The 13,554-nt window shown below is 46.6% G+C and carries 13 protein-coding genes; 10 read left to right on the top strand and 3 right to left on the bottom strand.

Annotation, left to right across the window (positions count from 1 at the left end):
- The 10 genes from GY683_RS02575 to GY683_RS02530 all read left to right on the top strand — a co-directional run.
- The coding region (locus GY683_RS02575; RefSeq protein WP_297287255.1) for an alkaline phosphatase PhoX at positions 1-478 on the top strand (478 nt) is incomplete at its 5' end.
- Positions 479-583: 105 nt separating this feature from the next.
- Positions 584-1,387 (top strand): glycosyltransferase family 2 protein, encoded by an 804-nt coding sequence (locus GY683_RS02570; protein ID WP_297287254.1) that lies wholly within the window; start codon positions 584-586, stop codon positions 1,385-1,387.
- Positions 1,388-1,514: 127 nt separating this feature from the next.
- Positions 1,515-2,597: an undecaprenyldiphospho-muramoylpentapeptide beta-N-acetylglucosaminyltransferase gene (gene murG / locus GY683_RS02565; protein ID WP_297287253.1), complete on the top strand. Its 1,083-nt coding sequence runs from the start codon at positions 1,515-1,517 to the stop codon at positions 2,595-2,597.
- Between the two features lie 23 nt (positions 2,598-2,620).
- Positions 2,621-2,953 carry a hypothetical protein gene (locus tag GY683_RS02560; protein WP_297287252.1) on the top strand — a complete coding sequence of 111 codons (333 nt, stop codon included), beginning with the start codon at positions 2,621-2,623 and terminating at the stop codon, positions 2,951-2,953.
- A gap of 79 nt (positions 2,954-3,032) precedes the next feature.
- The gene (murC, locus tag GY683_RS02555) at positions 3,033-4,466 is read left to right on the top strand and encodes a UDP-N-acetylmuramate--L-alanine ligase (protein WP_297287251.1); all 1,434 of its coding nucleotides are present in this window, start codon (positions 3,033-3,035) and stop codon (positions 4,464-4,466) included.
- A gap of 36 nt (positions 4,467-4,502) precedes the next feature.
- Positions 4,503-5,420 (top strand): D-alanine--D-alanine ligase, encoded by a 918-nt coding sequence (locus GY683_RS02550; protein WP_297287250.1) that lies wholly within the window; start codon positions 4,503-4,505, stop codon positions 5,418-5,420.
- 183 nt (positions 5,421-5,603) lie between these two features.
- Positions 5,604-6,377 carry a cell division protein FtsQ/DivIB gene (locus tag GY683_RS02545; RefSeq protein ID WP_297287249.1) on the top strand — a complete coding sequence of 258 codons (774 nt, stop codon included), beginning with the start codon at positions 5,604-5,606 and terminating at the stop codon, positions 6,375-6,377.
- Between the two features lie 208 nt (positions 6,378-6,585).
- Positions 6,586-7,881, top strand: coding sequence for a cell division protein FtsA (ftsA, locus tag GY683_RS02540; RefSeq protein WP_297287248.1), 1,296 nt, complete (start codon positions 6,586-6,588; stop codon positions 7,879-7,881).
- A gap of 39 nt (positions 7,882-7,920) precedes the next feature.
- On the top strand, positions 7,921-9,069 hold the full coding sequence (gene ftsZ, locus GY683_RS02535; RefSeq protein ID WP_297287247.1) for a cell division protein FtsZ: 1,149 nt from the start codon (positions 7,921-7,923) through the stop codon (positions 9,067-9,069).
- 52 nt (positions 9,070-9,121) lie between these two features.
- Positions 9,122-10,006, top strand: coding sequence for a PHP domain-containing protein (locus tag GY683_RS02530; protein ID WP_297287246.1), 885 nt, complete (start codon positions 9,122-9,124; stop codon positions 10,004-10,006).
- On the opposite strand, the gene GY683_RS02525 is transcribed toward GY683_RS02530, so the two are convergent.
- The 3 genes from GY683_RS02525 to trmB form a co-directional block, all read right to left on the bottom strand.
- On the bottom strand, positions 10,003-10,941 hold the full coding sequence (locus tag GY683_RS02525; protein ID WP_297287245.1) for a regulatory protein RecX: 939 nt from the start codon (positions 10,939-10,941) through the stop codon (positions 10,003-10,005). The genes GY683_RS02530 and GY683_RS02525 overlap by 4 nt on opposite strands.
- A gap of 27 nt (positions 10,942-10,968) precedes the next feature.
- Positions 10,969-12,075 carry a recombinase RecA gene (gene recA / locus GY683_RS02520; protein ID WP_297287244.1) on the bottom strand — a complete coding sequence of 369 codons (1,107 nt, stop codon included), beginning with the start codon at positions 12,073-12,075 and terminating at the stop codon, positions 10,969-10,971.
- Positions 12,076-12,733: 658 nt separating this feature from the next.
- On the bottom strand, positions 12,734-13,486 hold the full coding sequence (gene trmB, locus GY683_RS02515; protein ID WP_297287256.1) for a tRNA (guanosine(46)-N7)-methyltransferase TrmB: 753 nt from the start codon (positions 13,484-13,486) through the stop codon (positions 12,734-12,736).
- Between the last annotated feature and the right edge of the window lie 68 nt (positions 13,487-13,554).

The following is a 13,554-nucleotide window of genomic DNA, read 5'->3' as shown; positions in this document are numbered from 1 at the left end:
GTTCCGCTGGGACATTTACCTGTTCGCCTCTCCACACGATAAGGCAGAGCAGAATCTATCTAAGCTAACCGCTGAGAACGATCTGTCATCACCGGATGGCCTGTTCTTTGACCCACGTGGCGTTCTGTGGATTCAGACGGATGATGGTGCTTATACCAAGACCACCAACTGTATGCTGCTGGCAGCACTGCCAAATAAGATTGGCGATGGCGAGGCTATCTCTACCACCACCGGTAAGATGACGCACATCGGGGCGACGGCCACGCCTGACACCTTAAAGCGTTTCTTTGTGGGTCCTGCTGGTTCAGAAGTGACAGGCATCACCATGACGCCTGATTTTAAGGCATTATTCATCAATATTCAGCATCCAGAAGGGGCTTTTGGTGCGGTGGCAGGCGGTAAGACGCCGCGTTCAGGCACGGTTGTCATCACCAAAAAAGACGGCGGTGTGATTTTAGGTGAATCATTGGACGCATAAATTTATCAAGCTTAATACAAAAAGGGCAGGTGAATATCTGCTCTTTTTTGTGTTTAATTGAATGGCTTGATTGTGCTAAAATACGCAAAAAATATCGTATATCTCATGTCAGAACTCTTCATCGACGTCATCATCCCTTGTTATAACGCTGCCGACACCATCGAGCGAGCCGTGATGAGCGTGCTTTCCCAATCGAATCTAGGTAGGGTTTACCTCATCGATGATGGCTCAGTTGATGAGACTTGGCAGGTTATTACTAGACTGCAAGAGAGTCATCCTAATCTAATCCACATCGAAAAACTGCCTGTCAATAAAGGCGTTGCCACAGCCAGAAATTGGGGTGCGATGCTTGCCAAGTCGGATTTTATTGCTTTTTTGGATGCTGATGACAGCCATCAGAGCCAAGTATTGTCAGCGTGCGCGATGGTGTTCTCGCAGTTTGATGTGGGGATGATACGACTGCCAATGACGCCGATCAACCTTCCCAAGGAGTTTGCTGATCATCCTGAATTTGATATCGCTTGGCGTACCTTTGAGATGACTGCAGGTAGTAATATGATGTTTTACCGTCCTTATTTTTTGGCATTGGGTGGGTTTGATGACGATGAGATTTTTAAGAAGTTTGGCGGTGAAGATGGTGCGTTAGGGCTTGCTACCATTGATACATCCATGATTGCCACATTGTTTGACAATCCTGATTTTGAGGTTGGGGTAAATTATCACTGTCATCAGGACATGTTTGCAAACCATCTATTTCATGCATTATTGTTTGGCGAGAATACTCGAAGTGTCACCCAAGATGACATCGAAAAAGCCAATCAATCTACCCAAAATGCCATTAATAGAATTGAGAAGCTACGCAAGATAATCAATGCCAAAACAGGCAAAATGCCAATCATATTATCTTAGTGGCTTAAATGTTGCTGTTTGATGAATTTTTTTTGTGAATGATATTTTCCCCTTGTATTTATCGGCATTTTGTTTCACAATACTGTTTTTAACATCCTGTTATTTAACGAATTAATTTGGAAAAGTAATGAATATTTTGATGATGGCGGCTGGTACTGGCGGTCATGTTTTTCCTGCGTTGGCGGTGGCGGATGAGCTAACCAAGCGCGGCGCAACTGTCCATTGGTTGGGCACGCCTAATGGCATGGAGAATGATCTGGTTGCAAAACACGGCCATAAGATGCACCATGTCGATATGCAAGGCCTGCGCGGCAAGGGCTTGGCGCGCGTGGTAAAATTACCATTCATGCTATTCAAGGCTGTCATGAAAGCCAAAAACATCATCGCCTCAGAGCGCATCGATGCTGTGGTGGGTTTTGGTGGTTATGTAACGGCGCCTGGCGGACTGGCTGCCAAGCTTTCAAAAAAACCGCTCATCATCCATGAACAAAATGCCATCGTCGGCATGAGCAATAAAAACCTAGCACGTCATGCGGATAAGATCCTGCAGGCATTTGATGGTGCTTTTGGCGATGGATTTGGGCGCCGCCTGTTGACCGTGGGCAACCCTGTGCGTGCCAATATTAGTCAGATTGCACCGCCTAATGAGCGCTATGATGATAATGATACATCGCCGCTTAAGGTGCTTGTGGTTGGTGGTAGCCTTGGGGCGGCAGCGATCAATAAGGCGGTCGTTGAAATGTTCGGTTATCTAAATCGCCCAATCAGTCTGCGCCATCAATGCGGTAAAGACAATCATCAAGACATGATTGTGGCGTATTCTCGCGCGAATATTGACACGTCGCGCCATATTTTTGAAGTGATGCCGTTCATCGATGACATGGCGGCAGCTTATGCTTGGGCGGATGTGATCGTGTGCCGAGCAGGCGCCTTGACGGTGACCGAGATTGCAAGTGTGGGCGTGGCGCCGATTTTCATTCCGCTGCCGCACGCCGTGGATGATCATCAGACTGCTAATGCCAAGAGTCTGACCAATCACGGCGGCGGTATATTATTGCCCCAAAGTGAGCTGACGGGCGAGCGTCTTGCCCAGACTTTAAACGACCTAACGCGTGGGCAATGCCTTGCCATGGCACAAAAAACCCACGGCAAAGCTCAGGCGGATTCGGCAGTCAAAGTGGCAGACATCGTGCTGGATACGATTGGCTAGACACCACTATGTAAGGATACCTTATGTCATCATGCACTTTGATTATCAGTCATTCTGCTTTGCCAGATGCACCAAAAAGCCGCTATTTTAAGCACGAAATCGTCTGCCAAAATCCCTTTGTTTATGGCAGAATACAGTTTGTAACCAATGGCGGTGTGCTAAATGATGACTTTTATGATTTTTTGAGCAAGCTGGCACAAGACAGTAAAGCTGAGATATATTTTGTTGCCAGTGAACTGCAAAACAGACAAGGCGAGCAGGATGTGGCAAAGGCAGTTTTTCAGGCAGGGTTTGAAAATGCTGTCAAATTGACCTGCCATACTAAGATTGTTTTTGACCAACTGTATGTCATCTAGAAAAAAGTGGCAAAAATTTATTGTGGTAGCCAACGCTGTCATCAACACCCAAACAACAAAAATGAAATTAGGATAAAGAATGAATCACACCAAACTACCCAAACAACTCATCGAAATCCCTGAAATGCGTCGCATCAATACCATTCACTTTGTAGGTATTGGCGGTGCAGGCATGTGCGGTATCGCAGAGGTGCTTGCCAACCAAGGCTATACCGTGACAGGCTCAGACATCAAAGAAAGTCCCGTCACCAAGCGCCTAGAGAGCCTTGGTGTGACAGTATTTATCGGGCATGATTCATCTAATATTAAGAATGCTGATGTATTGGTGGTGTCATCTGCCATTGATAAGACAAATCCTGAAATTCAAACCGCGCTACAGGCGCGTCTTCCCGTGGTTCGTCGCGCTGACATGCTTGGCGAGCTCATGCGCTATCGTCATTCTATCGCGGTGGCGGGTGCGCACGGCAAGACGACAACCACCAGTCTTCTAACCATGATGCTTACCGAAGCAGGTCTTGATCCTACTTATGTCATTGGCGGTAAATTAAACGCATCGGGCAAGAACGCATCGTTGGGCAGCTCTCGTTATTTGGTCGCTGAGGCGGATGAGTCGGACGCGTCATTCCTATCGCTGCGTCCGATGGCAGCGATCGTGACTAACATCGATGAAGATCACATGGAGACCTATGGCGGCAGTTTTGATAAGCTAAAGCAGGCTTATATCCAATTCCTGCAAAACATGCCCTTTTATGGATTGGCGGTAATTTGTGGCGATGATCAAGAATTGTCTGGCATGATTGATGACATTGCGCGCCCTGTATTAACTTTCGGTTTTGGTGCGCATAATGACGTGCAGGCGACCGATCTAGAGGTGGAAGGTACGCGCACGCATTTTACTGTGCTGCGTAAGGATCGTGAGCCACTTCGCCTGACTTTAAACATCCCTGGCGAGCACAACGTCCTAAATGCGCTGGCTGCCATCACTTTGGCGACTGACGAAGGTGTGGATGATGAGGCGATCGTCCGTGCGGTGAGTAAGTTTGCAGGCGTGGGTCGCCGCTTTGAACAGCAGGCGGACGTTGCTGTAGATGACGGTAACGTACTATTGATTGATGACTATGGACATCACCCAACCGAAGTGCTGGCCACCATCAAGGCGGCTCGCCAAAGCTATCCTGAGCGCCGCTTAGTGATGATGTTCCAGCCGCACCGTTATAGTCGTACTCGCGACTGCTTCGATGAGTTTGTTGAGGTGTTGTCGAATGTTGATGAGCTGCTTTTGTTGGATGTGTATCCAGCAGGCGAGGCACTGATTGTCGGTGCTGACACCAAGTCATTGGCGCGCAGCATTCGTCTGCGTGGACAAGTTGAGCCAACGCTCGTGGATAAAGAAAATCTAGCACCAGTCATGCAGCGCGTCCTAAAAGCTGGTGATCTTCTGATCACTCAAGGCGCGGGCAATGTGGGGCAGATTTGTTTGGACCTAAGAGATAACGAACTGTATCTAAAATAATTCATAGATAAATAATTAAACCATTTGAGAGATAATATGACAAAGATTGATCCAACTGCTTTTGGTAAAGTGGCTGTTGTTTGTGGTGGTACGAGCAGTGAGCGCGAAGTTTCATTAAATAGTGGCAAGGCGGTGCTAGATGCATTGCTTTCAAAAGGTGTGGATGCGCATCATTTTGACCCCAAAGAGACCGACATCTCGAAGCTGCGTGACTATGACCGTGTGTTTAATGTGCTGCATGGCACATTTGGCGAAGATGGTAGCCTACAAGGCGTGTTGGATGGTTTTAATATTCCATACACGGGCTGTGGCGTACTGGCTTCTGCTGTTGCGATGGATAAATTTCGCAATCGCTTACTTTGGCAGTCATTGGGGCTTCCGAACGTGCCTTATGTGGTCCTAAATGACGACAGTGATTTTGAGCAAGTAGAAAAAGAATTGGGCTTTCCTTTATTTGTCAAACCGGCAGCTGAGGGTTCTAGCGTTGGCGTGATGATGATTGAGAGGGTAGGCGATTTGGCAAAAGCATACCCTGAGCTTAAGCAGTATCACGGCGAGATTCTGGCGGAAAAAGCAATCACAGGCGGTGAGTACGCGTGTTCTCTGTTGGGTGATGATGTGCTGCCAAGCATTCGCATCATCCCTAAGGGTAAATTCTACGACTATGAAGCCAAATATCTGCGTGACGACACCGTATATCAATGCCCATCAGATCTGACGGATGAGCAGGAGCGTGAGATGGGCGAGCTTGCGAGACGTGCCTTTAGTGGCATTGGTGGTCGCGGCTGGGCGCGTGTTGATTTTCTAAAGTCTGACGATGGTAAATTATACTTATTAGAGATCAATACCGTACCAGGCATGACGGATCATAGCTTGGTGCCAATGGCGGCAAAGCAGGCAGGAATTGATTTTGCAACCTTATGTGTGACCATCCTAGAGCAGACCTTGTCCTAAAATTCAAACCAATAAAAAAGCCGATAATTGATTCGGCTTTTTTATTGTCTAAAGATAAGTGATGATTGCAAATTTAAACTGTAACTTGATGTAAAAAATCATGCTTCGGTTGATATTTTGCTTGGTGTTATCGGTAAAATGCGTTACTATATACAAATTTATCGTATTTAGCGCAAATTCCCCATGAATTCCCAAGTCAATACTAAAAATGCACGTCGAGTTCTAAAACTATGGCAGATTTTGCTCATGGTAGCCATTGTGCTTGGCGGCTTGATTGTTGCAGCGATGAAGGGTATTGAGCAGGCGCCAAAACGCCCACTTGTCTTAGAATTGAGCAATCTGACCGAATCTCAGGCGAATTCGCTAAAAACCGCGACCGCGCCATTCGGGCAGGTTCAGTTTTTTGGCGCGGATTTGATGGGTATTCATCAAGTGGTGTCTAGCTTGTCGTGGGTTGAGAGTGCCAGCGTTAAGCGCGATTGGCAGCAAGGTGTCATTGTCTCTGTCGTGCCACGACGTGCAGTGGCTAATTTCGGTAGTCAGCATCTGCTTGATGCCAATGGTGCGGTGTTCGTGCCGGCTGATGAGCGCGAGCTAATGGATAAGAATCTGGTTCATCTGTACAGCGGTCACACCAATGATGCAACGGACATGATGCGTCAGATGCAGCGAGTCAATGAATGGTTTTCTCCGCTTGGCATGACAGCAGAAGACATGACATTGACGTCGCGTCAGACTTGGCTGATTCGTTTTGATAACGGGCTTCGTGTGATTGTCGATCATGAGAACACCGAACAAAAACTGTTTAGTTTGTCGTCGCTTTTGGCGGGCAGTCTTGCCAAAGAATTGCCAAAAATTCAGTCGGTAGATTTGCGCTATAAAAACGGTTTTGCCATTGCTTGGAAAACTGCTGGAATACCTCAAAAACCGTCTGATTCAGGCTCGAAAACTTCTTGATGAAGAATGTTTTTTAAAAAGCGTTTAATTTCGATTGATTTTTGTTTAAATGGGAAATAAATCCCTGATTTTTATGGGCTTTGCTCTTTTATAAAATCACCATCAATGCTAAAATATTACAAAGCTCGTGCGTGCGACGTAAGTCGATGGTTATTGTGGTTTTTTGAGATTTTTTTTGTGGCGTTTTGCCGGTTAATTGAGGATAGTTATGTCAGACCTACAGGTTGCGTTGCATTTGAGTTCAACTGCTGTTTATACAGTAGTCGGCTATGCAACAGGTACGCCTGAACAGCCAAAGATCAAGGTCTCGGCGGTGGGTTTGGCGCGCACAGATGCATTCGTTGGCGGTAAGATCGAACGTCGTGAGCACTTATTAAGCGCGGTTTATAAGTCTCTGCAAGAAGCCGGTGACATGGCAGGGGTGAATATCCATGAGGTGTGCTTATCGTTTGCATCACCCCTCATGACCTCAATGAACGACATGCAAAAGCTTAGCTTGCACAAGAGCAGAGCGCACACCACAGTTCAACAAAGCGATCTGTATCGCGCTAAAGAGCTGATTGCTGATAAGCTGCGTGCTGAAGATTATACGTTATTGCAATCATGTCAGCTGCTAAGTTATCTAGACGGCGTCCAAGAGGTTAAAGATCCAATTGGCATGCACGCCAATGAGATTAGCGTAGCAAACCATGTCATGGCGCTGCCTGCCAATTACCATGCGCAGATTCTTGATGTGGTTAATTCAGCAGAGGCATCGGTAGGGGCAACTTTATTTGATGGCGTGGTCAGTGCTGAATATGCCCTAACCAAAGAAGAAAAAGAGCGCGGCGTTTGTTTTATTGACATTGGACTGGGTACGACGAAAGTTTGTGTGTATCGTGGTGGTTCGCTCTTGTTTTCCGATTGTTTGGACGTGGGTGGTCAGACGGTTACTTTTGACATTGCGACAGAGCTTGGCTTGTCGGTGTCTGAAGCTGAGAGTCTAAAGCATCAGCAGGGCACTGTTCAGCTCGACCCTGCCAAGCGTGCAGCTTTTGTAACTCTAAAGCGTCGCTTGGGAGGAGAATCAACGGTGAGCTTGCGTCGATTGAGTAGTGTGATCGCGGCGCGTTATGATGATATTTTTATGCGCATCAGTAAGCGCCTTGATGATTTGGGCCTGTCATCGCAGATCGAAGCGGGTGTTGTCTTGGCAGGCGGCGCCACTCAGATTGATGGTCTTAGCTATTTTGTGGGTCGTCAATGGGGTCTGCCGGTTCGTATGATGACCACGAATGGACGCGTCAGCATTTGTCCAAAAAATCTAACCGATGACAATATTGCGCTACTTAATGGTTATCTAAAAGATAATAAGCTGCACAGCGTGATAGGTTCGCTACTTTATCAGAATGGCGAACAATTCATCAAAGACAGCTATGGCGAGGTTTCAGCTCAAAACAAGCTGACAAATAAAGTTTCTGAAGGTTGGCAGGTATTCACCAACCAAATCAAAAAATGGTTTTAATGCCTTTGGGCGATGATTTTCAAATTCTTGGAGTAAGTTATGGTTAAGTACAGCATGTCAGATGACACACAGTTTGATTCAGATGGACAAGCACGTTTTATCGTTGTTGGTGTTGGCGGTGGCGGTGGCAACGCAGTTGAGCACATGGTAAATCAACACGTTACAGGCATCAATTTTGTGGCGGCAAACACTGACCGTCAAGCACTTGGTAAGCTTACCACGCCAAACAAACTACAACTTGGCAGCGAGCTAACTCGTGGCTTGGGTGCCGGCGCTAACCCTGAAGTGGGTCGTGAAGCAGCTGAGAGTGACGAAGCTGAAATTCGTGCGCTACTGTCTGATTATGACATGGTGTTCATCACTGCTGGTATGGGCGGCGGCACAGGTACGGGCGCAGCCCCTGTGATTGCTCGTATTGCCAAAGAAGAAGGCATCTTGACCGTTGCAGTTGTGACCACACCATTTAAATTTGAAGGTGGTAAGCGTGCTAAGCTTGCTCAAGAAGGTATTGATCAGCTGGCTCAGTACGTTGACTCAATCATTACAGTGCCAAACGAAAAACTGCTGCAAGTTTATCGCGGTCTGACCATGAAAGATGCATTTGCTAAGGCGAATGACGTTCTTCTGCAGGCGGTTGATGGAATCACTCGCACGATTCGTGAACCTGGTGTGATTAACATCGACTTTAACGACGTGCACACTGCCATGACAGCAAAAGGTCATGCAATGATGGGTATTGGCCGTGCCAGTGGTGAAGGTCGTGCAGCAGAAGCGGCAGAAAAAGCAATCCGCTCTCCACTTCTTGACGATCTACTACTGAAGAACGCTCAAGGCGTGATCATCAATATCGTAGGTTCGAACATCGGCATGAGCGAACCGTATGAAGTTGCCGAAGTGGTCGGTCGTATCGCGAACATCGATGAGGGCAACATCTTCTTCGGCGCTGTGGATGATGAATCAATGGGTGATGACATCTACGTAACTGTGATTGCAACAGGTCTAACAGTAGATGATCAACCTAAGACTCAGTTTGTAAATCAACAATCTGCACCTGCAGATCATGTGAGCGCAATCGCTAGCCAGCAGCCACAACAACAAGCTGCTCCACAAGCTCAGCCACGCCCAGTGACTAAGCCGATCAGCGTAGGCAACTACCTGCAACAGCAGCAACAAAACAAAAACGACTAATCAGTGTCAATGCAATCGCCCTGTACCATGTATAGGGCTTTTGTTTTTGGGGATGAATATGATTGATCTACATAGCCACAGCACCGCATCAGATGGTACTAATACACCTGCCGCTCTGGTAAAAAAGGCCTTTGATGTTGGCATTAAGACTTTTGCGCTGACGGATCACGATACCATTGCAGGTGTGGCAGAAGCTAGGCAGGCAGCAGAAGAGTGCGGCATTCGACTGATTAATGGTGTTGAGATTAGTTGCGCTCATGCTCTGGCAGGTGGGTATGGTAAAAATAAAGAACTACAAAAAATCATCCATGTTGTTGCGTTGAATTTCGCCGACACACAAAGAATGCACGATGCTCTACAGGCGCTGCAAGACAGCCGCCATCATCGTGGGCGACGTATGATTGAGAAACTGGGCACGATATTAATTGATAATGATAGCGAGATGCTCACCGAGACTTTATGGCAGGCGGTGTTAATCAAAGCAGGAAATAACCCACGTGCCATTGGTCGGGCGCATATCGGACAGGTGTTGCATGAGCTGGGATTCGTCCATAGTGTGCAAGCTGCCTTTGATAAATATCTGGCAGATGGTAAATGCGCCTATGTCGAAATAGAGACTATGAGTATGGCAAGGACGATCGAGCTAATCCATGAATGTGGTGGCTTGGCTGTGTTGGCGCACCCGACGCGCTATGGACTGTCAGCGACACGCACACGAAGGCTGATTGAGGATTTTGCACAGATGGGTGGTGATGCGTGCGAATTGCCAAATAATGAACCAATGAGCCTGCGCGCAATGATTGATAGATGTATCGCTGAACAGGGGCTTATGGTATCAGTGGGTAGTGATTATCATGGTGATAATATGCCTTGGCGCAAGCTTGGGGTGACTGCCAAGCCTAAGATGAATCAGATCGCTGTGTGGGAGTGTTTCTAAATCAGCTCATCCATTTGATCAAGTGTGTACTTAAGCGCATCAAAACATACATCCATCTCAAAGCCTCGATATTGCAAAAATCGCAATTGACGGGCTTTTTCTCTTGGGTCTTTTGGGATGGTGTCGCCGTATTTCTTGCAGCGTGCTTCTATGGCGAGTTTTAACCAATTGATCTCGCCTTGAGCGGCTGCTTCATTATCTAAGATGGTGCCATCGCTGATGCTCTCCACGCCCGCTTGATCAATGAGTTCATCAAGTGAGTGGGGTAAGTCTATGCCAGCTTTTTTTAGACTTTGATTGATGTGTCTTTTGCCACGACCTCGCCGCACGCCTTCGCGGATCAGCATGTGGGCGCAGCGTTCATCTGATTGGTAGCCTTTATCGGCAAATTCATCCAATAAATCTGAGACCATGTCAGGGTCGCAGTCTTTGTCAAGCAGTTTCTGACGCAGCTGTTTTTGTGATAATTCACGATTGGACAGATAATAAAAAGCAAGCCATCTTAGCCTGTTAACAGCTTTGTCATTTTGGTAAACCGGCTCAATGCTAACTTTTTGAAGAGTCTGAATGGTACTCTCATCCAAAATGGTCTGGTTGCTGTCTGCTAAGACATGAGTTATGTTTGGCTGTAGGGTTGTTTTGGGCTTATTGCGAGATTTGTGTTTTTTGGGTGTGTTGGATGGACTTTGCGGATCGGGTTTGCTAATTGCATCATCGGCCGGCGGATGGGTTTTCTTAGGCGCTGATAATGTTAATTTACAAAAATCCTGCCAAGGGTTTTGGGTTGACTTCTTAGCAGTTGGATTATCCGATTGGGTAGATTGTGTTTTTTTGATTTTAGTTAATGGCTGATGGGCATTACCATCAGATGAATCAGCGGATACAGGTTCGCCCATATCCGCCAATATTTCTGCCAATGTTTTGATGGTGGTCATGCTAGGATGTCACGCTAAGATTGAACCTTAAAACAGGTTGTCATCTTCCATGCCTTCGATGAATTCAGGAGGTTCGCTATCATCGGCGTGAGATTCGCTGATAGGTGCGGTGTTACCCATTTTCTCTTGGCGGATTCTGTTTTCGATCTCTTGTGCGATGTCAGGATTCTCTGCCAAGTATTTTACGGTATTGGCTTTACCTTGACCGATTTTGCCTTCACCATAGCTGTACCATGCGCCAGATTTACCAACCGCGCCGATGTCTACGCCCAGATCCACAACTTCGCCTAGGCGGTTAATGCCTTCGCCATACATGATTTGGAATTCGGCTTGGCGGAACGGAGGCGCCATTTTGTTTTTGATGACTTTGACGCGAGTCTCAGAGCCGACGATGTCCTCGCCTTCTTTGATTTGACCTGTACGGCGAATGTCCAAACGCACCGAAGCGTAGAATTTAAGCGCGTTACCACCTGTCGTGGTCTCAGGTGAGCCGAACATAACACCAATTTTCATACGAATCTGGTTAATGAAAATCACCATGCAGTTAGAGCGCTTGGCGTTACCAGTGATTTTACGCAGCGCCTGACTCATCAGACGTGCCTGCAGACCCATGTGACTGTCGCCCATTTCGCCTTCAATCTCAGCTTTTGGGGTGAGTGCTGCCACAGAGTCCACGACGATCATGTCCACCGCGCCAGAGCGCACCAACATGTCAGCGATCTCTAGGGCTTGCTCGCCGTTGTCTGGCTGTGACACCATGAGCTTATCGATGTCCACACCCAACTTGCGCGCATAGATTGGATCTAGAGCATGCTCAGCATCAATGAATGCACAGGTGCCGCCTTGCTTTTGGCATTCGGCGATGGTCTGTAGGGTGAGGGTGGTTTTACCAGAGCTTTCAGGGCCAAAGATCTCAATAATACGACCCTTTGGTAGACCGCCAATGCCCAATGCGATATCAAGACCTAATGAGCCTGTAGAGACCACATCCACGTCGATTTTGGCTGACTCGTCGCCAAGATACATGATGGTGTTTTTACCAAAGCTTTTCTCGATCTGTGCAAGTGCTGCCTTGAGTGCTTTTTCTTTATTTTCATCGACGCTGGTGGTCGCATCCTTCGCTTTTGTGCTCATATATTTGCCTAATTGATATTACTAAGTAAGTGTTAAACATCCAATAAATTCTTATTTATTATAACATAATTTTGCGTGCAAATTGCGATTTATCGTAGTGTTTTTATGTCTGAACATCGTATCAAATGTGAGCTAGAAAAACTTGCATTTAGGACTGGCACAATCATCAAAATAAAAGTTATCCACAAGTTCCACATAAAAAAATACACCAATTTGTGGAACATCTGCCAGCCTAATAAAATGTATTATTATGAAAATAGATTTGTCAATATCTAATTTTATAAATTTATAAGTTATTGATTTTATTTATAAAATAAAAGTTATCTACAATCATTGTGGATTTATGACAGTACGGTTAAAGTGCCTATTTATATGGCCTTGCTCGCAAAAAGCCCGCCTTTTCCACAAAGTTATCCACAGTTTTTGTGGATAATATTTTAAGCCCAATAAATTCAAAGCATTGCGTGACTGAAACGTAATTTTTAGCTAATTTTTAAGATTTTTTAAGGAGTGAATTTTACGCCAAAAAGTAGCATGTTTCACAAATATGACAAACGTAATTTTTTGTGAAACAGCTCAATTGGTGTGGGATTTGACAGCCAATGTGATGAATAAAAAAGACGACATTATATGCCGTCTTTGGGGTGATTTTGGGATTTTATACTTTTTGGTAGATGAGATCCCAAGAGCTGCGCCCATAATCAAAGCCGCGCTTTTCAAATTTGGTATAAGGGCGAAAATCTGGGCGCGGGGTGAAGTTACCTTGACCTGCGGTATTACGAAAAATAGGCATATTATCAAGTACTTCAAGCATCCATAGGGCATAATGCTCCCAGTCGGTGGCTGCGTGGAAAGTACCGCCTACCTTTAGGGTGCGAGCCACGATTTCCATGCGGTGCGTGGTGACGAAGCGGCGTTTGTAATGACGCTTTTTTTGCCATGGGTCTGGGAAGTATAGCTGAACGGTATCAAGGTGATTTTCGGGCAGATTCGTCAGTAGCTCGATGGCATCACCGCTTAGCACCTTGAGGTTGGTTAGTCCAAGCTCGTGAGCGATGTAGGCGGTGCGCCCGATGCCGGGTTCGTGCACTTCGATGCCAACGAAGTTGCGCGTTGGGTCGTTTTTTGCCATCTCGATCAGGCTGTCACCCATGCCAAAGCCAATTTCTAGCGTGATGGGCGCATTCTCGCCGTTTGGTGTGTCTTTAAAATAAGCCCTTAGATCGTGAATATCGCTGACATCACCCAATTTGCCAAGCTCAAAGCCTTGATTGATGATATAAGGTGCGTACTCATCAGAGGTTAGGGCGATTTCGCTTGATTGGCTCATGTGCGTGCGACGCTTCATGAACGTGTCGATTTGACGAAATTGTTCAGGCGTTTGGTTTAGGCGGCTGATCTGTTCGCTGATGGTGTCGCGGTCTGTGTCGGGAGTTTGGCGATCACCGCCAACAGGGGCGAGAAATTCTGCTTTTTGGG

Source organism: Moraxella sp., from assembly GCF_024227015.1.
Taxonomy (GTDB): domain Bacteria; phylum Pseudomonadota; class Gammaproteobacteria; order Pseudomonadales; family Moraxellaceae; genus Moraxella.
The sequence above is the reverse complement of the archived record's forward strand: the minus strand, read 5'-3'. Positions and strand labels throughout refer to the sequence as shown.